We start from the raw sequence: 22,188 nt of genomic DNA, 5'->3' as shown, positions 1-22,188 counted from the left end.
TCAGATCCCCAGTGAATCCGCAAGCTGGCGGCACGCATCCTGGTACTGCTCCGGCGATAGATTTTCGTCACGCAGCTCTGCCTTGTGCTGCTCGTACTGTTCCCAGATGCTCGCCCTTCTCTCTTCGAAGATCGGACGAATATCCGCGATGTCTGCCGGTGCCCCGTTCAGGCGCCAGCCATTCCGGTATGTGATGTGATCGGTCATTGGTCTTTCCTAGCTGTGGTGTTAAACGCTGGTCAGGCGTTGTGTGTCTTGTAATGCGCTGAGCGCTCCGGCAATTCGCTGCTGCGTATCACAGGCATCGAGCAGAATTGCGATAACTGCCGCGGCAAATTCACGGATGGCCACGGACAGCAGATACTGCATCGACACCCCGCCCAGGCGGGCGCGCCTATCAGCAGGTAAAGCTGCGGCCATCGCGTCGGCCAGCTCTCTAACCTTTGCCCTGGCGGCCTTCGACTCCCCGCGTAACCAGCGGAAAATCTGCTGTCGGTTATTGTTTATTGCGCGCCAATCAGCCCGGCCGAAATCATCCTCGATCGGGTGTAGGCGCACCGCTGACGAATCGCCGCCCAGCATGAACCACATCCGGCTTATCTCGATGGCCACATGTTCCTGTCCGCGTTCTGTTGCCCAGGCTGCTATCTCGTCTTTCAGGTTTTCGATGTTTTCCACGTCGCGTCTCCTGTCGCTGTAAATCTGATTACGCGTAATCAGATTTTGTGGGGGTTGGTTGTTAAGCTTCATTCGTTTGTTGCTGATAAAGCGCCGGGTCATATTTCAATGCGCCATCGGTAAGCCGTTCTAAACGGGCCGCTCGTTTCTCTGGGATTAACACTCCCCAGGCGCTAGCAGATGGCAATTTAACCCCAGCTGCCTGAGCCAATTTGGTCAGGTTGCCGAAGTGCTTAATAGCTTCAGATTTGTACATATCGCCTCCGATTTGTAAGTTATGGCTAACAAATTAGATGGTAATACTAACTTAGTCAATAGAATTTAGTATTAGCTAACTATGACAACACAGACTCCAGGCTCTCGAATTAGAGCACGCCGCAAAGAAATGAAGTTAACGCAACGGAGCCTCGCGCAGGCTCTGGGTATTTCTCACGTCTCAGTTTCACAGTGGGAACGCGATGATAGTGAACCCTCTGGAAAAAACCTTTTTAGCCTTAGTCGCGCCCTGCGGTGCTCGCCTACCTGGGTTCTTTTCGGTGATGAAGAGCAACAACCATCTCAGGTCGATGAAATCCCGCGCCAACTCAATGAGCAACAAATACAGCTACTTGACCTGTTTGACCAACTGCCAGAGTCCGAAAAGGAAATCCACCTATCAACGCTGCGGGACAAAGTTGACGACTTCAATAAGCTATTTGAAGAACTACTGAAGGCCCGTAAAGGCAGAAAAAATATTTAATGTAATATCAATAATTTAAATTATTCACGCCAAAAATGTTAGCTATAACTCAATTTTAATATTGCAATTGAAATTAGCCATGACTAACATAATCCCATCAACAGCGCACTAACCATGCAGCGGTTGTTCAGAATGTTCCGCCAGCCGGGCGTTACGCGGCAAAAAATTACCATTGCTGTGTGTAGTCTTCGCCCCGTGCGTCGGGGCATTTTTTTCACACTGCATGAATTAGGAAAGACCGACGGGCATGACCAGCCCTGACAGCCGGGAAAGACCGGCAACATACAGACGTAAAAAGGCCCGCCGAAGCGGGCCTCTTTACCCCGGCGCCGACCAAAGCAACCGGGATTTGCCGGGAACCACCCCGGCTAGGAAAGACCGATATCACCAACGAAGGCACTACCGATCAGTGCCGATTATATCAGGAGTTGCTATGAAAGCACTACAGATACCCGTCACGCTCTACATTCACGCAAATATTGACCAGTACGCACAAAACAAAATCTCCGTGTTCACCATGGATATGTCGCAATACCCCGAGTACGTGCTGCTGGAAACCCGCCAGATCCACATCGATGTAAACCAGCCAGAACCGATCGACATTATCGGCAAACAGGTTGAAGCGCTGCAGCTGGAAAAAGCACGTCTGACCGATGCCACTTGCAAGCGTATTTCTGAAATCGACGATCAGGTGCAGCAGCTGCTTTGCATTGAGCACTGCCCTGTCGATGCCGACGAACTCCCGTACTGAGGTCGCGGCCATGGATATCGAAACCCACAACCTGCGCGCCGAGCTGGCGCTCTACGAACAACACGACACCGCCGCGCAGCGCGACCAGTTCGAGGCGGCAGCAACGCACGGATACTCCGACGAGGCGATCGAGGTGTTTACGTACATCGACGGCGAAGATGCGGACACCCGTGACCGGCTTCTGATTGCGGTAATGATGGCAACGCCCGACACCCTGCCGCAGCGCCAGCGTGAGTTATACAGCTGGTATTGCGACAACGTGAAAGCCGTATTGCGCGATAAATTTTAACCAACCCCGGCGCCTGACCAGCGCCGGATACTTCAAAAGGAAAGACCGAAAATGCCAACTTATATCTCACTTTTTGAACCAAAGAAAAAAGCCCTGGCGGCCGGCGCCGTACCTCTTGTTATTGCACTGGATGCACCGAGCAAGCGTGCGGCTGAAAGCATCGCGCTCGGTAAGCTGTTCGAAGCGTATCCAGAAGGTGGCGACAGCTTCCTCTCCCCAAAAACCGTAGAGGATCAACCTGGCGCCCCTCGCCCAGCCATTGGCCAGTTCGATGAACAGTTTGCGGCCGAGAACGAGTTCGACGGTAAGGCGTGGTCACCGAAAGCGCCCGAACCGGAGCCAGAAGCGCAGACCGGTGCGGTAGATTTAATGTCTCAACCGGCGAACGTTCGGATCGCCGCGGTAGTGATGTATGGCGACGGTGACATCGATAACAGCCAGCTGTCGCTTGTAGTCGATATGCTCAATGATGACGAAACGCCTGATGATACGGGTATGCGCGCTGTAATCGATGGCCTGGCATCGGTGACGCAAGTCGGTGCCATGTACCCATCTGCGGTGTATAAGCTGGTTTCCGCACTGTTCCAGCAGGCTGGCGAATCCATGCCATCACAGGAGGATGTGGCAGCGTTCGCGCACTCCTGGGTAACCAACCCTTCAGACCGTGAAAGCCTGAAGCTGTCCGGCACCGCTACAAACGTAGCTGTCGAAAATGATGCGCCAGCAGAATCCGTGCACGATGACGAGCGAGGGTACCCACACACACTGGACAGCCTCGATTACGAAATCTCTGCAGCCCTTCTGCCGATGGACTTCGATATCTTTAACATTCCAGTGGCGATCCATCGCCAAGCAAAAGAGGTTGTGGCCAAGAAGGAAAGCCCATGGAAAGAATGGTCGGCAATGCTGCGTAAAACCACTGGAGTTTTGGAGTTTAGCCGCGCGCAAATCTTCGACCTGATTCGTTCGGCTAATCCTGACCTGCACCAGTTCCCGACAAGCCACAGGGAATACATCAACGCCAATCTCGGCCGCCAGTCAGCACCCAAAGGCAAAGCCAAAGAACCGCAGGTCGCTTCTCTGGGGGATGGGAAATTTACCATTGACGGCCTGACCGGTGAGCAGCCGGACACCGCCACAAATCAAGCCGAAAAAACGGAAGTGGCTCAGCAGCAGGAAGTTAACGACGCCACGGCGGAGCAGGCCAAGCAGCAACTGGATCAGATGGGCTATGGCGTTTACGCCAGCGCGCCAGAGGATAAATCCCCGGCTCTGCAGCAGGCTGAAGAAAACGCAGAGCGCGCAGAGGAACTGGCAAAGCAGCCAAAGGCCGACGATTTCCAGCAGCGCGCTGCACAGGTTGAGCAGGTGATCGCCGAGCAGCCAGCAGAAGCCCAGCAGAATCTCGACATCTGGAAACGCGTCATGCGCACAGATCCTCGATACACGAAGCCGATCGAGGGGGCCGGTTATGTCGGTACCAGCATCAACAGCGAATACATGTTTATGCGCGCAACCGAAATTTTCGGCCCTATCGGCACGGGTTGGGGATTTGACATTGTCGAAGAGAAGATGATCGCCGGCGCACCAATGAGCGAGGCGGTATTCGAAGGCGGGAAAATTATTGGTAACCGCATTTTGCGCGACGCCGACGGTTCTATCTTGTTCGAGCAGAACCATAACCTGCAGGTCGAGTTTTGGTATGTCCTGAACGGAACCAAAGGCCGCGTTACAGCTTATGGCGCCACGCCGTACATGTACAAAACGAGACGCGGTTTTATGGCTGACAGTGAAGTGATGAAAAAGAGCCTCACCGATGCGATCAAAAAGTCACTTTCCATGCTGGGCTTCTCTGCCGATGTATTCCTCGGCTGGCATGACCTGCCTGAATATCGGGAAGAGAACGCAACGGAGTTCGCTATCAAGAACGCCAGCGACAAAGCCGAAGACGTCACGCGACTGCGCGAAGAGCTGGACGAGAAACTGTCTGCAGTGGCCGACACCATTAGCACGGCCGTTACCGTCAATGAAGCCAGCAAAGTTTATAGCTCGATCGCTCGCGAAGTGGAAACGCACCGCAAAGCAGCCGAGGCCAAAGGTGATACAGAACACGCTAAATACCTGGCCAGCCGTCTGCGCCGCCTTACCGTTCTGAAAGAAGAGCGCATCGCCACACTGTCAGAGGAGAAAGCATCATGAGCGTCAACGCCATTGCATTAGCATCCGATTACGCCAAATTACAGGCGCTGGTTGAAACCTCTGACGAGCTGACGCCGGAGATGATCGCTGACACCCTCGAGGGCATCGAGGGTGCACTGGGCGACAAGCTGGACGCCGCCTTTATCCACGTGCGCAATATCGAAGGGCAAGCCGCCATATTGGCAGAGGAAATAAAACGCCTGACCGAACGTAAGAAGTCATTCGAGAACCGTGCAAAATCGATCCGCAAGTACGTGCTGACGTGCCTGCTAGCCAGCGGCCAGGGCACCATAAAAACCACGGCCAATACGTTCACGGCCAGAAAAGGTACGGCGAGCATTGTTGTCGATAATGCCGATATTCTTCCCGACGAGCTGGTTACCGTGCAAACCGTCGTTTCACCAGACAAGAAAGCCATTAAGGAGGCAATCGAGAACGGCGTGGAAGTTAAAGGCGCGCATATCGAAATCGGCGAACCGTCTCTGCAGGTTCGGTAATCATCCGGCCCCGGCAACGGGGCCAATAATGAGGATCTCACATGCTGAGAATGTATCTGGCCAAGGGTGATGCCGTGCACGTGACATTCCCCGACGGCTCAACCGGAATTATTGAAGTAGAAAGCCGCAGCGAATTGGCGTTTCACTTTCCCCAGAAAGTGCGCCTGGCGCGGGAAAAGCAGGCGTTCAAAAAGTTGATTAATGATAATCAGAAATAACCCGCCGCCACCGCTAAATTGTCCCCTCTCCCACACAACGAGGAAATGGCAATGCAGCGGTGGCAACCAGGAATGATCCTGCTTTCTGATTTCGATCTAAAAATTGGCCGTCTATCTTCCAGCGTTCGCAAAACAACACTGGCCGATGCGGACATTAAACGGGCTTGTCGTGTGACCGACGACAGCATAGCCAAGATGATAAAACCGAGGAAAGACCATGCCCAACAACCCGATCCCAAGGGGGTGGGATAATCACCGCCCCGCTGACTGTGGCAAAGAAAAGCTGCTCACTTTGAAAGAATGGTGCGACGGCACGTACGAGAGCTACAAACCGAACATTCAGACACTCTGGCGCTGGGCGCGCAACGGCAATTTCTACCCACCAGCGGAGAAGCACGGCAGTCGTTACATGCTGAAGCCCGGCACGATTTACATCAAACCCAACGATCCGTCGTTGGGCAAGAAAATTAAGGAAGCGCAGAGCGCCGCGCCGGCGCGCGAGGCGTTTATGGAGAAAGTGATCAATGACACGGCGAAAAGGGAGGTATGACATGCAATTGCCTAAAAATCTGACTTATCGCCAAAAAAGCAAGTCATTCTACTGGCGGAATCCGATCACCAAGAAAGAGATTTCAATGGGGGCAATTTCCCGCCGTGATGCAATCGCTCAGGCGATCGAAGCCAACCACTACATTGATCAGAACTACTCACCAGTACTGCTGCTGGAGAAGATTAAAGGCACCCACGAATACACGCTAAACAACTGGTTAGAGCGGTACTACATTCTATTCGAACGTAGAAATCTATCAGCTAAAACGTGCAGATTCCGCCGTCAGCAATTTGCCGTCATCAGCGAAAAAATGGGCAGCATGATCCTGTCAAAAATCACCACTCGGCATATCGCAGAATTTCTTGAAATATGGGTAAGGCAGGAGAAAAAGACAATGGCGGCAGCGATGAGGACAGTGCTATCTGACATCTTCCGAGAGGCTATCGTTGAAGGTCATATCGAAAGCAACCCGGTCACTCCAACGAGATCGGCCAAACCGGTTATAAAGAGGGAGCGGCTGGAGCTAAAGCAATACATTCCAATACGTGAAGCAGCTGACACCCTGCCGGCATGGCTCTCATTGGCAATGGATCTCGCACTTGTCACCGGCCAGCGACGTGCAGACATCGCAAAAATGAGGTTTGATCACGTCGTGAATGGCCGTTTGCTGATCGAGCAGGATAAAACAGGGGCAATGATTGCCCTTCCCCTGAACCTTGAGCTGCAGGCCGTTGGCTTGCATTTGGGAGCAGTGATTGACCGTTGCCGCCAGGTCAGCAAGACAGATTACATGATTAGCGCTGGCATCCGTAAAAACAGCCCTGACGGGGCGATAAGCCTAAATAGCCTGACTGGTAAATTTGCTATAGCACGGAAATTGACGGGAATAGAGTTTGAAGCCAGTCCTCCACCATTCCACGAGATCCGCAGCTTGTCTGGCCGGCTTTATGAGAAGGAAAAAGGGAAGGATTTTGCACAGAAATTGCTGGGGCATAAATCGGGGGTTATGACAGAAAAATACCTTGATGCACGCCGGAAAGAATACGTTATGCTTTAAAAAGTAACTATCAAAATTCGAGTAAATTTCGAGTAATTTCGGAACGATAAAAATAAAAGGCATGGAATCAGATAGTTACAAAAAGTATACCTATCGAATCCGTAGGCCAATTCAAATATCTCTTACTAAAACCAAAGGATATCTTAACGGTATTCATCGAGTGCAAAGGGAGTAAGAAATGAGCAATCCAACCGACAAATCAACGTCTTCACCGACCGCGAAATGCCCTTTCCATGCCGACGTGCCTGAGCAGTACGCCGGCGGCGGCACCACCAATCAGGACTGGTGGCCCGACCAACTGCGTGTGGATCTGCTGAACCAGCACTCCAACCGCTCTAACCCGTTGGGTGAGGATTTCAACTACCGCGAAGAGTTCAAAAAGCTGGACTACGCCGCGTTAAAAGCGGATATCCACCATCTGCTGACCGATTCACAGTCGTGGTGGCCGGCGGACTGGGGCAGCTATATCGGCCTGTTTATCCGCATGGCCTGGCACGGCGCCGGCACCTACCGCGCCGTTGACGGTCGCGGCGGCTCCGGCCGCGGGCAGCAGCGCTTCTCGCCGGTCAACTCCTGGCCGGATAACGTCAGCCTCGATAAGGCGCGCCGCCTGCTGTGGCCGATCAAACAGAAATACGGCCAGAAAATTTCCTGGGCGGATCTGTATATTCTGGCCGGCAACGTGGCGCTGGAAAAATCCAGCTTCCGCACCTTCGGCTTTGGCGCCGGCCGCGAGGACGTCTGGGAACCGGATCTCGACGTCGACTGGGGCAATGAAAAAACCTGGCTGGCGCACCGCCACCCGGAAAGTCTGGCGCACCAGGCGCTGGGCGCCACCGAAATGGGGCTGATCTACGTCAACCCGGAAGGCCCGGAAGCCAGCGGTGAACCGCTGTCGGCCGCCGCCGCCATCCGCGCCACCTTCGGCAATATGAGCATGGACGATGAAGAGACCGTCGCGCTGATCGCCGGCGGCCACACGCTGGGTAAAACCCACGGCGCAGCGTCCGGCGACCTCCTCGGCCCGGAACCGGCCGCGGCGCCGCTGGAGCGTCAGGGTCTCGGCTGGGCCAGCAGCTACGGCAGCGGCTCCGGTCCCGACGCCATCACCTCCGGTCTGGAAGTGATCTGGTCGCAAACCCCGACCCAGTGGAGCAACAACTTCTTCGAAAACCTGTTCAAATATGAGTGGGTGCAGACGCGCAGCCCGGGCGGCGCCATTCAGTTTGAAGCTAAAGACGGGCCGGACATTATTCCCGATCCGTTTAACCCGGGAGTGAAACGTAAGCCGACCATGCTGGTGACCGACGTTACGCTGCGCCTCGACCCCGAGTTTGAGAAAATCTCGCGTCGCTTCCTGAATGACCCGCAGGCGTTTAACGAAGCCTTCGCCCGCGCCTGGTTCAAACTGACCCACCGCGATATGGGGCCGAAAGCGCGCTACCTGGGGCCGGAAGTACCGAACGAAGATCTGATCTGGCAGGATCCGCTGCCGCCGGCGGTGCACCAGCCAAGCGCTGCCGATATCGACAGCCTGAAGACGGCGATCAAAGCCTCCGATCTCAGCGTCAGCCAGCTGGTCTCGGTCGCCTGGGCGTCGGCCGCCACCTTCCGCGGCGGCGATAAGCGCGGCGGCGCCAACGGTGCACGACTGGCGCTGGCGCCGCAGCGGGACTGGGAGGTCAACGCCATTCCGGTCAGCGTGCTGCCGACCCTGAAGGCGATTCAGCAGGCCTCCGGCAAAGCGTCGCTGGCAGACGTGATCGTGCTGGCCGGCGTGGTGGGCATTGAACAGGCCGCCGCCGCCGCAGGCGTACAGGTTAAGGTGCCGTTCACCCCGGGCCGCGTCGATGCGCGTCAGGATCAGACCGACGTTGAAGCGTTCAACCTGCTGGAACCGCTGGCCGACGGCTTCCGTAACTACCGCCGCTCGCCGAACGGCCCGACCACCGAAGAGCTGCTGATTGACCGGGCGCAGCTGCTGACGCTGACCGCGCCGGAAATGACCGTTCTGGTCGGCGGCCTGCGCGTACTCGGCGCCAACTTCGACGGCAGCCAGCACGGCGTCTTTACCGACCGCGTCGGCGTACTCAGCAACGACTTCTTCGTCAATCTGCTGGATATGCGCACCGAATGGCAGGCCACCGACGACAGCGCAGAGCTGTACGAGGGCCGCGACCGCCAGAGCGGCGAGGTGAAATACACCGGCACCCGCGCCGATCTGGTGTTCGGCTCTCACTCGGTGCTGCGCGCGCTGGCGGAAGTTTACGGCAGCAGCGACGGGCAGGAGAAATTTGTCCGCGACTTCGTCGCCGCCTGGACTAAAGTGATGAACCTGGATCGCTTCGATCTGGCGTAACTGAACGATAACGGCAATACTCAAGCCTCCGCATGCGGAGGCTTTTTTATTTGCTGTTATTACGCCGCTACTAAGGCTAGCTGGCCGGCAGAGGATACGAAGCAATCATCAGGGAGCAGCATATGGGATTTCTGGGATTTATCAGCCAACGGGCGTGCCGGCGCTGGCAAGACGCGTCGCCGTTTCTGCCGGCATTCAGCTTTTATGAAAGACACCAATCGGCGCCGATCGACGCCGCACCGCAGGCCATTATTCACGCGGTGCAGACGCTGGACGTGCTGGAGGATCCGCTGATTCGGCGCCTGATGGCATTGCGCCAGCTGCCGGAGCGGCTGCGCCGGCGCGCGGCGCCCGTGCGCCCCTTCGGCTTTGACAGCTTTACCCCGCTGCATCAGGATAGTCACGAACTCTCCCTCGGGCTGGTCGGCCGTTTTTGGCGGCCGACGCTGGCGCTGCCGAGGCCGGAGGACGCCAGACAATTTCTTCAGTTTGCCGACCCCGGCGCCGCCAAGTTGGTGCTGCGCTTTAAGGTGATTAGCGACCCGGCCGGCCAAACGCGTCTGTGCACCGAAACCTTTATCTACTGCCCGACGCCGCAGGTGAAAGCGCGTCTGGCCTGCTACTGGCTGTTGATCCGCCCGGCCAGCGGCTGGATCCGACGCCGCACCCTAAGCGCGGTCCGGCGTAAGCTGGCGGCAAACGCCTCATCGTTCCAGCCGTAGAACACTCTGACTTACTCTCGCCAACTACCTGCCTTTACCCGCCTGAGCTAAGGTTATCAACAGAGCGCGGCAGCGGGTCGCGCCCTCCCTGCCGGCGGCGTTTGCGCCGGCGTCCTGCACCAATATCGTCATCATTAAAGGAGTAAATTATGGGCAAGCCTTATGTCAGACTGGATAAAGAGCAGGCGGCGGTACTGTTGGTCGATCATCAAACCGGGCTGCTGTCCCTGGTGCGCGATATCGACCCGGATAAATTTAAAAACAACGTGCTGGCGCTGGCCGATCTGGCCGCCTATTTCAACTTACCCACCATCCTGACCACCAGCTTTGAAACCGGACCCAACGGCCCGCTGGTGCCGGAGCTGAAGGCGCAGTTTGCCGACGCGCCCTATATCGCCCGTCCCGGCAATATCAACGCCTGGGATAACGAGGATTTCGTCAAAGCGGTGGAGGCCACCGGCAGAAAACAGCTGATTATCGCCGGCGTGGTGACCGAAGTGTGCGTGGCATTTCCGGCGCTGTCGGCGATTGAAGCGGGCTATGAGGTGTTTGTGGTGACCGACGCCTCCGGCACCTTTAACCCTATCACCCGCGATGCCGCCTGGCAGCGCATGACCCAGGCCGGCGTGCAGCTAATGAACTGGTTCGGCGTGGCCTGTGAGCTGCACCGCGACTGGCGCAACGATGTCGAAGGGCTGGGTAAACTGTTCAGCGAGCATATTCCCGATTACCGCAACCTGATGAGTAACTTTGATTACCTGATGCAAAAATAATCCCCCCCTGCGGCAGACGCCCGGCGTCTGCCGTTTTTACTGCGAATCCGTGACCTGATACGGGCGCTTGCTCTACACTATGAGGGTCATTTACCGAGACAGGATCCGCCGCATGCTCCCATCGCTGTTATCCATTCCCTGCACCACCTTACAGGGCGAAGCCAAAACCCTGGGGGACTTCCCGGCGCGCGCCTATCTGGTGGTGAACACCGCCAGCAAATGCGGCTTTACCCCGCAATACCGCGGGCTGGAAAATCTGTGGCGCTACTATCGCGACCGCGGCCTGGTGGTGATGGGCTTTCCCTGCAACCAGTTCGGCGCGCAGGAGCCGGGCGACGCGCAGGAGATCGCCAGCTTCTGCAGTCTCAACTACGGCGTCAGTTTTCCGCTGTTCGCCAAGATAGCGGTCAACGGCCCGGAAGCACATCCGCTGTTTAACGAGCTGAAGCGCCGCGCGCCCGGGCTGCTGGGCAGCCAGCGCATCAAATGGAACTTCACCAAATTCCTGCTTACCGCCGACGGCCAGCGCGTCACGCGCTTTGCGCCGCTGACCAAGCCGGAGCGCCTGTTCGAGCGTATTGAGACGCTGCTGAAATAACCCTTCCGCCGGGCGGCCGCCCTTGCCCGCCGCCCCCGCTTGTCACGTTAAAACCCCGATCGCACCGGTAAGCAAATTTTCCTTGCTGTAACCGAATGTTCACATGATAATGATTATCACTACGATAAACATTATCAGTTAACCCCTTATTTTTCAGACGGCCATTATGGACAATAAACAGCACGCAGCGCCCGTCGCACCTGCCGCCTCCCGGCAGGAAACGGCCACCCTACCCAGCTATGACAGCCAACAGCTGCTCGGCCGCGACGGCGTGGCGATTATTACGCATCAGGGTCAACGCTATCAGCTGCGCCAGACCAAAGCGGGTAAGCTGATTCTGACCAAGTAACACCCACAGTTCCCATGCCAGCCACCCCGATCGGGCACGATCCAGGCAGCCAGCAAATCATTTGATATGTTGTAAAACATACGGAGAGTTGCACTATGCCTGCTATTTTCGCCACCCCGCGGCGTCTGTCCGCCCTGAGCCTGGCCATTGCCTGCGCCCTGCCTACGGTGGCTTTTGCCGACGCCAGCACAGTTTCCCACGCCGAGCCGCAGCCCGCGGCCGACGACACCATGACGGTGGTCGCCACCGGCAACCCACGCAACAGCTTCAGCGCGCCGATGATGGTCACGGTGATCGACGGCGCATCACCGCAGGCGCAGACCGCCGGCAGCGCCGCCGATCTGCTGCGTCAGGTGCCGGGCATTACCGTCACCGGCACCGGCCGCAGCAACGGCCAGGATATCATGCTGCGCGGCTATGACCGCCGCGGCGTGCTGACCCTGGTGGACGGCGTGCGTCAGGGCACCGATACCGGCCACCTTAACGGCACCTTCCTCGATCCGGCGCTGATCAAACGGGTAGAAGTGGTGCGCGGCCCGTCGGCCCTGCTGTACGGCAGCGGCGCGCTGGGCGGCGTGATCGCCTATGAAACCGTCGACGCCGCCGATCTGCTGCTGCCGGGACGCAACAGCGGCTTCCGGGTTTACGGCAGCGCCGCCAGCGGCGATCACAGCCTCGGCATGGGCGCCAGCGCCTACGGCCGCAGCGACAGCCTGGACGGCCTGCTGTCGTTCGGCACCCGCGACGTCGGCAACCTGCGTCAGGGCAACGGCTTTGACGCGCCGAACGATGAAAATATCAATAATCTGCTGGCCAAAGGCACCTGGACCATTGATGAAAACCAGTCCCTGAGCGGCAACCTGCGCTATTACAACAACCGCGCGCAGGAGCCGAAAAACCCGCAGACGCCGGCCGCCTCCGCCAGTAATCTGCAGACCGATCGCTCCACCATTCAGCGCGACGGGCAGCTGACCTACAAACTGAAACCAACGGGCCAAGCGTGGCTGGACGCGCAGGCGCAGCTGTATTACTCCGAAGTGCAGATCAACGCCCACCGCGACGGCAGCGAGGACGAGGCGCGCAAGCAAACCACCCGCGGCGCCAAGCTGGAAAACCGCACCCGACTGTTCAGCGACAGCGCGGCGGCGCACCTGTTCACCTACGGCGGTGAGGCGTACAAGCAGGAACAGACGCCGGGCGGCGCCACCGAAAGTTTCCCGCAGGCCAAGATCGACTTCACCTCCGCCTGGCTGCAGGATGAGATCACCCTGCGCGATCTGCCGGTGACGATCCTCGCCGGGACGCGCTACGACAACTATAAGGGCAGCAGCGACGGCTACGACGACGTCAACGCCGATAAGTGGTCGTCGCGCGGGGCGGTCAGCATTACCCCCACCGACTGGCTGATGCTGTTCGGCTCCTATGCGCAGGCGTTCCGCGCGCCGACCATGGGGGAAATGTACAATGACGACAAACACTTCTCGATCCCGATGGGTCCCACCACCATCACCAACAACTGGGTGCCGAACCCGAACCTGAAGCCGGAAACCAACGCCACTCAGGAGTATGGTTTCGGCCTGCGCTTCGACGACCTGCTGCTGGCCGACGACAGCCTGCAGTTCAAGGCCAGCTACTTTGACACCAAAGCCAAAGACTATATCTCCACCGCCGTCACCATGGAGATCGGCGCCGGCCCGCGCGGGCCTTACTGCATCAGCTGCACCACCTACTCCACCAATATCGACCGCGCCAAAATCTGGGGCTGGGACGCCGCGCTGAACTATAAAACCCGCTGGTTCGGCTGGGATCTGGCCTATAACCGCACCCGCGGCAAAGATGAAACCAGCGGCGACTGGATCGCCAGCATCAACCCGGACACAGTCACCAGCGTACTGGACGTGCCGCTGGGGGAAAGCGGCTTCGCCACCAGCTGGGTCGCCACCTTCACCCAGCGCTCGACCCACGTGCCCAGCGGCACCGCCGAACAGGCCGGCTACGGCGTCAACGATTTTTACCTCAGCTACAAAGGCCGCGCCGGGCTGCAGGGGCTGACCACCACCGTGGTGCTGGGCAACGCCTTCGATAAAGAATATTACTCGCCGCAAGGCATTCCGCAGGACGGACGTAACGCCAAACTGCTGGTCAGCTATCAGTGGTAACGACAGGAGAATAGCCATGAACAACGATCTCTATGCCCGCTATCAGCAGGCGAAACAGGATCACCCCGGTAAATACGCGCGCGATCTGGCGGCGCTGCTCGGCGTCAGCGAAGCGGAGCTGACCCACGCCCGCGTCGGCCACGATGCGCGCCGTCTGCAGGCCGACGCCCGCACGCTGCTCGCCGGGCTGGAGCAGGTCGGCGTCGCCAAAGCGCTCACCCGCAATGACTATGCGGTGCATGAGCAGATGGGCCGCTATTGCAACCAGCGGTTAGACGGCCACGCGGGGCTGATCCTCAACCCGCGCGAACTGGATCTGCGGCTGTTTCTCGGCCAGTGGGCCAGCGCCTTCAGCCTGAGCGAAAGCAACCAGCGCGGCGTACGCCACAGCATTCAGTTTTTCGATCGTCAGGGCGATGCGCTGCATAAGGTGTACAGCAGCGATGAAACGGACCTCAGCGCCTGGCTGGCGCTGGTGGAACGCCACGCCGCGCCGGACAATCCGCCGCTGGCGCTGCAGCCGGCAGAGCCGGCCCGGGCGGAAAACCGCGACGCCGACGCTGCGCGCATTGACGGCGAATGGCGCGCCATGACCGACGTGCATCAGTTTTTCCAGCTGCTGAGCCGCCATCAGATTGGCCGTCAGCAGGCGTTCCGCGCCGTCGGCGACGATCTGGCCTACCGGGTCGATAACGGCGCGCTGGCGCAGCTGCTGAACGCCGCGCAGCAGGCGCAGAACGAAATCATGATCTTCGTCAGCAACCGCGGCTGCGTACAGATCTTTACCGGCCAGATTGAACGCCTGCTGCCGCAAAACGGCTGGCTTAACGTGTTCAACCGGCGCTTTACCCTGCACCTGATTGCAGACGCCATCGCCGAAAGCTGGATCACCCGCAAACCGACCAAAGACGGCATCGTCACCAGTCTGGAGCTATTCGCCGCCGACGGCACGCAGATCGCCCAGCTGTACGGCCAGCGCAGCGAGGGCCAGCCGGAACAGACCCTGTGGCGCGAGCAGATCGCCGCCCTGCAGACGCGGGGCATCGCCGCATGACGCGCTCACTCTCGCGGGCGCTGGCGCTGTGCGCGGCGCTGATAACGCAGCTGGCCGCGGCGGCGGAACGCATCGTCTCCATCGGCGGCGACGTCAGCGAAATCGTCTATGCGCTCGGCGCCGGCGATGAGCTGGTGGCGCGCGACAGCACCAGCCTCTCCCCCGCCGCGCTGCAGAGCCTGCCGGACGTCGGCTATATGCGTCAGCTGAACGCCGAGGGCATTCTGGCGCTGCGGCCAACGCTGGTGCTGGCGAGCGATCTGGCGCAGCCGGCGCTGGTGTTCCGCCAGCTGGCCGACAGCGGCGTGCGCGTGGTGCATATTCCGGCCGACAGCGCGCCGGAGGCGGTCAGCGAAAAAGTCACCGCCGTGGCCGCCGCGCTGGATCGTAAACCGCAGGGAAAACGGCTGATCGCGCACTATCGTCAGCAGCTGGCGGCGCTCAACGCCCGACCGCTGCCGGTCAAAGTGCTGTTTATCATGAGCCACGGCGGCATGACGCCGATGGCCGCCGGGCAGGACACCGCCGCCGACGCCGCCATCCGCGCCGCCGGGCTGCGCAATGCGATGCAGGGCTTCAGCCACTACCGGCCGCTGTCGCAGGAAGGGGTGATCGCCAGCGCGCCGGACCTGCTGCTGGTTGGCCGCGACGGCGTGAAAACCCTCGGCGGCGTGCAGCAGCTGTGGCAACTGCCGGGCGTCGCGCTGACGCCGGCGGGGAAGAAACGTCGCGTGCTGGTGGTCGATGATATGGCGCTGTTGGGATTCGGCCTGCAGACGCCGGACGCCCTGATTAAGCTGCGCCGCGCCGCGGAGCAGCCGTAATGCCGTGCCGTCGCTCACCGCGGCTGGCGCTGGCGACGTTGCTGGTTCTGCTGACCGTGCTGTCGCTGGCTGCCGCCAACTACGGCGCGCTGACGCTGTCGCTGCGCACCCTGTGGCAGCAGCCGTTCAGCGACGCCGCCTGGCATATCTGGCTGAATATCCGCCTGCCGCGGGTGCTGCTGGCCGTGCTGATCGGCTGCGCGCTGGCGCAGGCCGGCGCGGTGATGCAGGGGCTGTTCCGCAACCCGCTGGCGGATCCCAGCCTGCTGGGGATCAGCAGCGGCGGCGCGCTGCTGGTGGCGCTGTCGATCGTGATGCCGTTCGCCCTGCCGGCGGTGCTGGCGCTATATGGCCAGATGCTGGCGGCGTTTATCGGCAGCCTGCTGGTGTCGGCGCTGATTTACGCCATCAGTCGCGGCGGCCACGGCAGCCTGTCGCGACTGCTGCTGGCCGGCATCGCCATTAACGCGCTGTGTATGGCGGCGGTCGGCGTGCTGTCATACCTCAGCAACGACCAGCAGTTGCGTCAGTTTTCCCTGTGGATGATGGGCAGCCTGAACCAGTCGCAATGGCCGACGCTGGCGGTGGCGGCCTCGCTGATCCTGCCCGCCGGCCTGCTGACGCTGCTGCAGGCGCGCCGCCTCAACCTGCTGCAGTTGGGGGATGAGGAGGCGCACTATCTGGGGGTGAACGTGGCGCGGGTCAAGCTTCAGCTGCTGCTGCTCAGCGCCCTGCTGACCGGCGCGGCGGTCGCCGTCAGCGGCGTGATCGGCTTTATCGGCCTGGTGGTGCCGCACCTGATGCGGCTGCGGCTGGGCGGCGATCACCGCTGGCTGCTGCCCGCCTCGGCGCTGGGCGGCGCCTGCCTGCTGCTGGTCAGCGATACGCTGGCGCGCACGCTGGTGGCGCCGGCGGAGATGCCGGTCGGCCTGATGACCAGCCTGCTGGGCGGCCCCTATTTTTTATGGCTGGTGATGCGCCAGCAGGAGCGTAACCGTGGCTAAACCCGCCAGCCTGACGGCGCAGCAGCTGCGCTATCGCCTGGGCGAACGCCGGCTGATTCATGATGTGTCGCTGAGCATTACCAGCGGCGAAATGGTGGCGATTATCGGCCCCAACGGCGCCGGCAAATCAACCCTGCTGCGCCTGCTGACCGGCTATCTGCAGCCGGACTGCGGCGAATGCCGCCTGCTGGAGCGGCCGCTGGAGCTGTGGACGCCCGAGCAGCTGGCCAGAGTGCGCGCGGTAATGCGCCAGCACAGCGAGCTGGCCTTTCCGTTCAGCGTCGAGGAGGTGGTGGCCATGGGGCGCACGCCGCACGGCATGCGCGACGCGGCGCAGGCGGTGCAGGCGGTGATGGCGCAGACCGACTGCCTCAGCCTGGCGGCGCGGGATTACCGCCAGCTCTCCGGCGGCGAACAGCAGCGGGTGCAGCTGGCGCGGGTATTGGCGCAGCTGTGGCAGCCGCAGCCGGCGGCGCGCTGGCTGTTTCTCGACGAACCGACCTCGGCGCTGGATCTCTACCACCAGCAGCATACGCTGCGCCTGCTGCACGACCTGACGCGGCGACAGCCGCTGGCGGTATGCTGCGTACTGCACGATCTCAACCTGGCGGCGCTGTACGCCGACCGCATCCTGCTGCTGCATCAGGGACGGCTGGTGGCCGACGGCACGCCGGCCGAGGTGCTGCAGGCCGAGACCCTCACCCGCTGGTATCAGGCGGATCTCGGCGTGATGGCGCACCCGGAATCCGCCACGCCGCAGGTGTATCTGCGCCGCTGAGCCGCCGTCAGCTGGAGCAGGAGATCTCCAGGTGCTTGCCCCACTCCGGCGGCAGCGCCGCCAGCGCGTCATAGCGCGCGTCGTCGTCATACGGCTTCAGCAATGCCTGGTGCAGATGCGCCAGCTTGCTGACGTCGTCCTGCTCCGCCGCGGCGATCGCCTCCTGCGCCAGGTAGTTGCGCAGGATCAGCTTCGGGTTCACCGCCTGCATCGCCTGCCGGCGCTGCGCATCGCTCACCTGCTCCTGCTGCAACCGCTCGCGGTAGCGGCGGTACCAACCGTCAAACGCCTCGCGGTCGATAAACTCATCGCGCAGCGGCGTCTGCGCCTGCTGCTGTTCCACCTCGCTCAGCAGGCGGAAGGTGCGGGTATAGTCGCGCCCCTCCTGCGCCATCAGGCTCAGCAGCTCGGTAAGCAGATCGTTATCCTGCCGCTGCTGGCTGAAGAATCCCAGCTTGGCGCGCATGCGGTCGCCATAGGCGCGCATCAGCGCCGGCTCATACGCCGCCAGCGCCTGCTGCAGCTGCTGCGGGGTCATCAGCGGCGACAGCGCCTGCGCCAGGCGGTGCAGATTCCACAGCGCCACCGCCGGCTGGTTGTCAAAGGCATAGCGCCCCTGATGATCCGAGTGGTTGCAGATATAGCCCGGCTGATAGTCGTCGAGAAAACCGTAAGGGCCGTAGTCGATGGTCAGGCCGAGAATCGACATATTGTCGGTATTCATCACGCCGTGGGCGAAGCCGACCGTCTGCCAGTCCGCCATCAGCCGTGCGGTGCGCTCCGCCACGTCGGTGAACCAGAGCAGATATTTATCCTGCTGGTCGGCCAGCTGCGGCCAGTGACGTTCAATGACAAAATCGGCCAGTTGCCGCACCTGATCCGGCTGCTGGCGGTAGTAGAAATGTTCGAAATGGCCGAAGCGCACGTGGCTTTCCGCCACCCGCAGCAGCATCGCGCCGCGCTCGGGCTGCTCGCGGTAGACCGGCTGGTCGCTGGTGACCACCGTCAGCGCGCGCGTGGTGGCGATGCCCAGATGGTGCATCGCCTCCGACGCCAGAAACTCGCGGATCGCCGAACGCAACACCGCGCGGCCGTCGCCCATGCGGGAATACGGCGTCAGGCCGGCGCCCTTCAGGTGCCAGTCGAGGTGCGTGCCGTCCGGCAGGCGCTGCTCCCCCAGTAAAATACCGCGTCCGTCGCCCAGCTGCCCGGCCCAGACGCCGAACTGATGGCCGCTGTAGACCTGCGCCAGCGGCTGCATGCCCGGCAGCAGGCGCTCCCCGCTCCAGACCGGAGTATTTTCCGCGTTAAACCAACTGTCATCCAGCCCCAGCTGCTGCGCCAGCGGCGCACTGTGGTACAGCAGGCGCGCCCCTGTCAGCGGGGTGGGCGTCAGGGCGGTATAAAAACCGGGTAGCTGCCGGTAATAGGCATTATCAAACTGCGGCATAGGATCTCCGTGGCAACGGGGCGCGCCGCCTCTGACGGCGGTGCGCGGGGATTCCGCCTACTCTACTGCCTGCGACGGCGGATTAACACGGAGTAATTGCAAGGAGAAAGGCATAGGTAGGAAAAACCGGCGAGTTTTCAGCGTGCGTCACTACCATCTGCGGTTAAATCAACGCCGGTTACACGCTTTATTTATGTGGATATATTGACGATATTAAATACTTTCCGGGCTATTCATTATCCGGCGCACCGGCGGTAATAAATTCTGTCGGTATTATACGCAGCGTATCCAACCGTTCTGCATCGACGGCCGGCCATAAGAAACCCTGCAGGCCGAAAACACCGGCGCGATCCAGATGGTTAAAATAGGTTTTATTTTCTATACCGCTGACGATAATGCCCTTACACAATAAATTGATATTTCTTAACAGCGAATCCAGCACCGTATCGGAACCAGGGTGGGAAAACAGCCGCCAGTAAAAGCGTTTGTCTATTTTTACATAGCTGAACAGGCCATCGTACAGCGGCGTCAGCGTAGCCTGTCCGGAGCCGAAATCATCCAGCCACAGCGTGAAATTCTCGCTGAGCCGGCGGATAGTCTCATTGTTTTTCCCGTCCGACAGCCGGGGAAAGCTTTCGCTGATTTCAATCACAATAAACGGCTGCCGCCGCAGGCGCTGACGCAGTTCATTATCCTGCAGCAGTAATGTCGCCAGCGCCTCGTCAACGTTAATCGTTAATAACACCTGATGCATAATAAACCAGTCTGCCCAGGCCTCGATCAGCGCCAGCTGCTCATAAAATAACGCGGCCTTCTGCGCGGCAGGCAATAAATTAACGCCAATCTCCGTCGGCATCGCCAGAGCGCCGTCCTGGCTATTGAAACGGCTTTGAATGTCTACCGCCAGCAGTCGACCTCCGAGAGTATAGACAGGCTGAAATACGTGGCGAATGATAAAGTCGGTTTCAAATTGGATTTTCATTTTAATGCCGGAATAAAAATGGCGAACATCTCATCGTATATCAATAATTTTTATCGATCAATCATCGATGGATTGATCGGAAATAACGATGCGCATACCAATAAATAAGTATTAGATTGATAGCTTTAAACGATAAAAAAGTCACGCCCGCGGCTGAAAAATGAGATAAAACTGAGGGAGCAAATAGTTTACAGCACCCGACCCTGCGCTATTTCTCACTTAGCGCATTGCAGTATGCTAACAATTTGAGTTAATTATTTTAATTAACCAGAAACACCCATCACCACCAAGAAATATCTTATCTTTTGTTTTTTCATGCACGCCGATTTGCGTTACGTCGGATTTAATCTGATTAGAGAACAATTATCGCCGTTATTCGCGACATTGAATGACGGGGAAAATGCTCATCCGATTTTTTGCCGCGCAGGACCCCGCAACGGACGATAAATCACGGGCAGCGACGGACAAGATCCGCCGTCGCCCGGCTTGAACGAGGATTATTTGATGGTTTCGCTGAGCCAGTCGCACAGCTGCATCAGCTCCGCCCGCTGGGCCGGATACTCATCGGCCAGCTGCCGGCAGCGTGCCGCTACCGCGTCGCTGCGGTAGGCGCAGCCCACCAGCAGTTCGGCCAGCCGCTGCAATGCCGCCGGCTGCAGGCTGTCGGTAAAAATCTGCGAGCGGCTGATCGCGCCCTGCTCAACGTCAAAAAAGATATCCACCCCGCCCCAGCTGAAACGCTCGTCCAGCAGATGGCTGAAGGCCGGCGCCTTGCCGAAATTCCACGCCCAGCTGCTCTGTTTGGCAAACTGTTCGGCAAAATTGGGCAGGTCGGGATACACGTCGGGCGAGATCACTTCCGCCACGGCGCTGCCGCCGTAATAGGCGAAAAACGCCTGCACGATGGCGTCGCACACCTGTTGGTGGCCGATCGTCGGTAAAAACTCCGCCAGGTTGGCCACCCGTGAACGCACCGAGGTAATGCCTTTGGCCTGCAGTTTTTTCTCATCGGGGTTCAGGTAGTCCGCCAGGCGGTTCAGATCGGCGTTCAGCAGCAGCGTGCCGTGGTGGAAGCCGCGATCCTGCGTTTCACGGTAGGCGGAGCCGGAGATCTTGCGCGGGCCTGCGGCGGTGTCGATCACCAGATCGTTGCGCCCGGACGCCGTAGCCCGGATGCCCAGCGTCGCCAGCGCCTGCAGGATAATCTGCGTCGATACGCTTTTATCGTAGCCCGGCTTGCCGGCCATAAAGGTAAAGCAGGTGTTGCCCAAATCATGGAACACCGCCCCGCCGCCGCTGCTGCGGCGCGCCAGCCGGATGCCGTCCTGCTCCATACGCCGGGTGTTGCACTCTTTCCACGGGTTTTGCGACTGGCCGATCACCACCGTTTCCGCATTGCGCCACAGAAACAGGATTTTTTGCGTGCTCATCTCGCGGAAGATGCACTCCTCCACCGCCAGGTTGAACCAGGGATCGTAAGAATCAGAAATCAATACGCGCAGGGCCGTCATTGCCGTTACCAGTCAGAACATCATGCCGTCATGATAACGGAATACGACATTTTCGCTTACCGAAAAAAGCGGGCGCCTAGATGCGGCGCGCCTGCCAATACACTTTTTTCCAATACACGTTGTTCAGCGAGGAGCGGATCACCCCGCGGCTGGTAGAGGCGTGAATAAACTGATCGTTGGTGTCATAAATCCCGACGTGCAGGCCGTTTTCTCCGTGGCCGGTTTTGAAGAACACCAGATCGCCCGGCATCAGTTCATCGCGCGAGACTTTATTGCCGATTGAGGTCTGATCTTCCGTCGAGCGCGGCAGCTGCATATCGAAACGGTCGCGGAAGGTGCGGTAGACAAAGCCGGAGCAGTCAACGCCGCCGCGATCCAGCCCGCCGTAACGGTAAGGCGTGCCGTGCCACTGCTGCAGCTGTTCGTTCAGCTGCGCCACCACCACAATGGAGTCCGCCAGCCGGCCGCTCGGCGGCGGCGCGTGGCTGCTGCAGCCGGCCAGCACCAGGCTGAGCAGTAAGAACCAGGTACGCATTGTTATCATCCCTTGCTTGCCTAGATTGCCGCATCGCCCGCGCGGCGGGAAGTCACGGCGCCATGCGGCTAATTTATCCTCGCCGGCGTAAAAAAGGCAAGTTTCAACCGGG

General features: G+C 59.4%; 26 protein-coding genes. 19 read left to right on the top strand and 7 right to left on the bottom strand.

What is annotated here, in order from left to right; all coding sequences use genetic code 11:
- The 3 genes from I6G83_RS17125 to I6G83_RS17115 form a co-directional block, all read right to left on the bottom strand.
- Positions 1–207 carry a hypothetical protein gene (locus tag I6G83_RS17125; protein WP_054306651.1) on the bottom strand — a complete coding sequence of 69 codons (207 nt, stop codon included), beginning with the start codon at positions 205–207 and terminating at the stop codon, positions 1–3.
- 21 nt (positions 208–228) lie between these two features.
- Positions 229–678, bottom strand: coding sequence for a toxin YdaT family protein (locus I6G83_RS17120; RefSeq protein ID WP_054306668.1), 450 nt, complete (start codon positions 676–678; stop codon positions 229–231).
- A gap of 61 nt (positions 679–739) precedes the next feature.
- Complete coding sequence (locus tag I6G83_RS17115) at positions 740–934, bottom strand: Cro/CI family transcriptional regulator (RefSeq protein WP_072186140.1); 195 nt, start codon at positions 932–934, stop codon at positions 740–742.
- A 129-nt stretch (positions 935–1,063) separates the two neighbouring features.
- Between I6G83_RS17115 and I6G83_RS17110 the strand changes: the two genes are divergently transcribed.
- The 19 genes from I6G83_RS17110 (at position 1,064) to I6G83_RS17020 (ending at position 17,598) form a co-directional block, all read left to right on the top strand.
- Positions 1,064–1,417, top strand: coding sequence for a helix-turn-helix domain-containing protein (locus I6G83_RS17110; protein WP_370446987.1), 354 nt, complete (start codon positions 1,064–1,066; stop codon positions 1,415–1,417).
- A gap of 433 nt (positions 1,418–1,850) precedes the next feature.
- Positions 1,851–2,168: a hypothetical protein gene (locus I6G83_RS17105; protein ID WP_054306653.1), complete on the top strand. Its 318-nt coding sequence runs from the start codon at positions 1,851–1,853 to the stop codon at positions 2,166–2,168.
- A 10-nt stretch (positions 2,169–2,178) separates the two neighbouring features.
- Positions 2,179–2,457 carry a hypothetical protein gene (locus tag I6G83_RS17100; RefSeq protein ID WP_054306654.1) on the top strand — a complete coding sequence of 93 codons (279 nt, stop codon included), beginning with the start codon at positions 2,179–2,181 and terminating at the stop codon, positions 2,455–2,457.
- Positions 2,458–2,508: 51 nt separating this feature from the next.
- A complete protein-coding gene (locus tag I6G83_RS17095; protein ID WP_054306655.1) occupies positions 2,509–4,656 on the top strand; it encodes a hypothetical protein in 2,148 nt (715 codons plus the stop codon).
- Positions 4,653–5,153, top strand: coding sequence for a siphovirus Gp157 family protein (locus tag I6G83_RS17090; RefSeq protein WP_054306656.1), 501 nt, complete (start codon positions 4,653–4,655; stop codon positions 5,151–5,153). The genes I6G83_RS17095 and I6G83_RS17090 overlap by 4 nt, the downstream gene beginning before the upstream one ends.
- A 41-nt stretch (positions 5,154–5,194) precedes the next feature.
- Positions 5,195–5,371: a hypothetical protein gene (locus I6G83_RS17085; protein ID WP_169802931.1), complete on the top strand. Its 177-nt coding sequence runs from the start codon at positions 5,195–5,197 to the stop codon at positions 5,369–5,371.
- A gap of 51 nt (positions 5,372–5,422) precedes the next feature.
- Positions 5,423–5,623 (top strand): hypothetical protein, encoded by a 201-nt coding sequence (locus tag I6G83_RS17080; protein ID WP_072186141.1) that lies wholly within the window; start codon positions 5,423–5,425, stop codon positions 5,621–5,623.
- On the top strand, positions 5,589–5,921 hold the full coding sequence (locus tag I6G83_RS17075; protein WP_054306657.1) for an excisionase: 333 nt from the start codon (positions 5,589–5,591) through the stop codon (positions 5,919–5,921). Before I6G83_RS17080 ends, I6G83_RS17075 begins: the two co-directional genes overlap by 35 nt.
- Positions 5,896–6,978, top strand: a complete 1,083-nt coding sequence (locus I6G83_RS17070) for a tyrosine-type recombinase/integrase (protein WP_054306658.1) — start codon at positions 5,896–5,898, stop codon at positions 6,976–6,978. The genes I6G83_RS17075 and I6G83_RS17070 overlap by 26 nt, the downstream gene beginning before the upstream one ends.
- Positions 6,979–7,156: 178 nt before the next feature.
- Positions 7,157–9,337, top strand: a complete 2,181-nt coding sequence (gene katG, locus I6G83_RS17065; RefSeq protein ID WP_054306659.1) for a catalase/peroxidase HPI — start codon at positions 7,157–7,159, stop codon at positions 9,335–9,337.
- Positions 9,338–9,459: 122 nt separating this feature from the next.
- The gene (locus I6G83_RS17060; protein ID WP_054306660.1) at positions 9,460–10,059 is read left to right on the top strand and encodes a hypothetical protein; all 600 of its coding nucleotides are present in this window, start codon (positions 9,460–9,462) and stop codon (positions 10,057–10,059) included.
- Positions 10,060–10,208: 149 nt separating this feature from the next.
- Positions 10,209–10,832 carry an isochorismate family cysteine hydrolase YcaC gene (gene ycaC, locus I6G83_RS17055; RefSeq protein ID WP_015672128.1) on the top strand — a complete coding sequence of 208 codons (624 nt, stop codon included), beginning with the start codon at positions 10,209–10,211 and terminating at the stop codon, positions 10,830–10,832.
- Positions 10,833–10,944: 112 nt separating this feature from the next.
- Positions 10,945–11,430, top strand: coding sequence for a glutathione peroxidase (locus I6G83_RS17050; RefSeq protein ID WP_015672127.1), 486 nt, complete (start codon positions 10,945–10,947; stop codon positions 11,428–11,430).
- A gap of 166 nt (positions 11,431–11,596) precedes the next feature.
- Positions 11,597–11,779: a hemin uptake protein HemP gene (hemP, locus tag I6G83_RS17045; RefSeq protein WP_054306661.1), complete on the top strand. Its 183-nt coding sequence runs from the start codon at positions 11,597–11,599 to the stop codon at positions 11,777–11,779.
- 95 nt (positions 11,780–11,874) lie between these two features.
- Positions 11,875–13,938 carry a TonB-dependent hemoglobin/transferrin/lactoferrin family receptor gene (locus I6G83_RS17040; protein ID WP_062778957.1) on the top strand — a complete coding sequence of 688 codons (2,064 nt, stop codon included), beginning with the start codon at positions 11,875–11,877 and terminating at the stop codon, positions 13,936–13,938.
- 16 nt (positions 13,939–13,954) lie between these two features.
- The gene (locus tag I6G83_RS17035; RefSeq protein WP_054307675.1) at positions 13,955–14,992 is read left to right on the top strand and encodes a hemin-degrading factor; all 1,038 of its coding nucleotides are present in this window, start codon (positions 13,955–13,957) and stop codon (positions 14,990–14,992) included.
- Complete coding sequence (locus I6G83_RS17030) at positions 14,989–15,816, top strand: heme/hemin ABC transporter substrate-binding protein (protein WP_054307674.1); 828 nt, start codon at positions 14,989–14,991, stop codon at positions 15,814–15,816. The genes I6G83_RS17035 and I6G83_RS17030 overlap by 4 nt, the downstream gene beginning before the upstream one ends.
- Positions 15,816–16,820 carry a FecCD family ABC transporter permease gene (locus I6G83_RS17025; protein ID WP_054307673.1) on the top strand — a complete coding sequence of 335 codons (1,005 nt, stop codon included), beginning with the start codon at positions 15,816–15,818 and terminating at the stop codon, positions 16,818–16,820. Before I6G83_RS17030 ends, I6G83_RS17025 begins: the two co-directional genes overlap by 1 nt.
- Positions 16,813–17,598, top strand: a complete 786-nt coding sequence (locus I6G83_RS17020; RefSeq protein WP_054307672.1) for a heme ABC transporter ATP-binding protein — start codon at positions 16,813–16,815, stop codon at positions 17,596–17,598. The genes I6G83_RS17025 and I6G83_RS17020 overlap by 8 nt, the downstream gene beginning before the upstream one ends.
- A 7-nt stretch (positions 17,599–17,605) precedes the next feature.
- Here I6G83_RS17020 and I6G83_RS17015 read toward each other — a convergent pair whose 3' ends face one another.
- The 4 genes from I6G83_RS17015 to I6G83_RS17000 form a co-directional block, all read right to left on the bottom strand.
- Positions 17,606–19,048 (bottom strand): protein adenylyltransferase SelO, encoded by a 1,443-nt coding sequence (locus tag I6G83_RS17015; RefSeq protein WP_054307671.1) that lies wholly within the window; start codon positions 19,046–19,048, stop codon positions 17,606–17,608.
- Between the two features lie 229 nt (positions 19,049–19,277).
- A complete protein-coding gene (locus I6G83_RS17010; protein WP_054307670.1) occupies positions 19,278–20,030 on the bottom strand; it encodes an EAL domain-containing protein in 753 nt (250 codons plus the stop codon).
- Positions 20,031–20,527: 497 nt separating this feature from the next.
- A complete protein-coding gene (locus I6G83_RS17005) occupies positions 20,528–21,541 on the bottom strand; it encodes a lipoate--protein ligase A (RefSeq protein ID WP_054307669.1) in 1,014 nt (337 codons plus the stop codon).
- 76 nt (positions 21,542–21,617) lie between these two features.
- Entirely contained in the window at positions 21,618–22,076 is a 459-nt protein-coding gene (locus I6G83_RS17000) for an NlpC/P60 family protein (protein WP_015672117.1), read from the bottom strand.
- Positions 22,077–22,188 lie beyond the last annotated feature (112 nt).

The sequence above is a fragment of the Serratia rubidaea genome (genome assembly GCF_016026735.1).
Lineage (GTDB): Bacteria > Pseudomonadota > Gammaproteobacteria > Enterobacterales > Enterobacteriaceae > Serratia_B > Serratia_B rubidaea.
This window is presented reverse-complemented; position numbering and strand designations above follow the sequence as displayed.

Excerpts from the sequence above, each read along its gene's own strand:
- I6G83_RS17110 (WP_370446987.1), top strand. The coding sequence starts at position 1,064 with ATGAAGTTAACGCAACGGAGCCTCGCGCAGGCTCTGGGTATTTCTCAC.
- I6G83_RS17095 (WP_054306655.1), top strand. The coding sequence starts at position 2,509 with ATGCCAACTTATATCTCACTTTTTGAACCAAAGAAAAAAGCCCTGGCG.
- I6G83_RS17050 (WP_015672127.1), top strand. The coding sequence starts at position 10,945 with ATGCTCCCATCGCTGTTATCCATTCCCTGCACCACCTTACAGGGCGAA.
- I6G83_RS17030 (WP_054307674.1), top strand. The coding sequence starts at position 14,989 with ATGACGCGCTCACTCTCGCGGGCGCTGGCGCTGTGCGCGGCGCTGATA.
- I6G83_RS17025 (WP_054307673.1), top strand. The coding sequence starts at position 15,816 with ATGCCGTGCCGTCGCTCACCGCGGCTGGCGCTGGCGACGTTGCTGGTT.
- I6G83_RS17060 (WP_054306660.1), top strand. The coding sequence starts at position 9,460 with ATGGGATTTCTGGGATTTATCAGCCAACGGGCGTGCCGGCGCTGGCAA.
- I6G83_RS17085 (WP_169802931.1), top strand. The coding sequence starts at position 5,195 with ATGCTGAGAATGTATCTGGCCAAGGGTGATGCCGTGCACGTGACATTC.
- I6G83_RS17040 (WP_062778957.1), top strand. The coding sequence starts at position 11,875 with ATGCCTGCTATTTTCGCCACCCCGCGGCGTCTGTCCGCCCTGAGCCTG.
- I6G83_RS17010 (WP_054307670.1), bottom strand. The coding sequence starts at position 20,030 with ATGAAAATCCAATTTGAAACCGACTTTATCATTCGCCACGTATTTCAG.
- I6G83_RS17005 (WP_054307669.1), bottom strand. The coding sequence starts at position 21,541 with ATGACGGCCCTGCGCGTATTGATTTCTGATTCTTACGATCCCTGGTTC.
- I6G83_RS17090 (WP_054306656.1), top strand. The coding sequence starts at position 4,653 with ATGAGCGTCAACGCCATTGCATTAGCATCCGATTACGCCAAATTACAG.
- ycaC (WP_015672128.1), top strand. The coding sequence starts at position 10,209 with ATGGGCAAGCCTTATGTCAGACTGGATAAAGAGCAGGCGGCGGTACTG.
- I6G83_RS17100 (WP_054306654.1), top strand. The coding sequence starts at position 2,179 with ATGGATATCGAAACCCACAACCTGCGCGCCGAGCTGGCGCTCTACGAA.
- I6G83_RS17105 (WP_054306653.1), top strand. The coding sequence starts at position 1,851 with ATGAAAGCACTACAGATACCCGTCACGCTCTACATTCACGCAAATATT.
- I6G83_RS17015 (WP_054307671.1), bottom strand. The coding sequence starts at position 19,048 with ATGCCGCAGTTTGATAATGCCTATTACCGGCAGCTACCCGGTTTTTAT.
- I6G83_RS17080 (WP_072186141.1), top strand. The coding sequence starts at position 5,423 with ATGCAGCGGTGGCAACCAGGAATGATCCTGCTTTCTGATTTCGATCTA.
- I6G83_RS17070 (WP_054306658.1), top strand. The coding sequence starts at position 5,896 with ATGACACGGCGAAAAGGGAGGTATGACATGCAATTGCCTAAAAATCTG.
- I6G83_RS17035 (WP_054307675.1), top strand. The coding sequence starts at position 13,955 with ATGAACAACGATCTCTATGCCCGCTATCAGCAGGCGAAACAGGATCAC.
- I6G83_RS17075 (WP_054306657.1), top strand. The coding sequence starts at position 5,589 with ATGCCCAACAACCCGATCCCAAGGGGGTGGGATAATCACCGCCCCGCT.
- I6G83_RS17000 (WP_015672117.1), bottom strand. The coding sequence starts at position 22,076 with ATGCGTACCTGGTTCTTACTGCTCAGCCTGGTGCTGGCCGGCTGCAGC.
- I6G83_RS17115 (WP_072186140.1), bottom strand. The coding sequence starts at position 934 with ATGTACAAATCTGAAGCTATTAAGCACTTCGGCAACCTGACCAAATTG.
- hemP (WP_054306661.1), top strand. The coding sequence starts at position 11,597 with ATGGACAATAAACAGCACGCAGCGCCCGTCGCACCTGCCGCCTCCCGG.
- katG (WP_054306659.1), top strand. The coding sequence starts at position 7,157 with ATGAGCAATCCAACCGACAAATCAACGTCTTCACCGACCGCGAAATGC.
- I6G83_RS17125 (WP_054306651.1), bottom strand. The coding sequence starts at position 207 with ATGACCGATCACATCACATACCGGAATGGCTGGCGCCTGAACGGGGCA.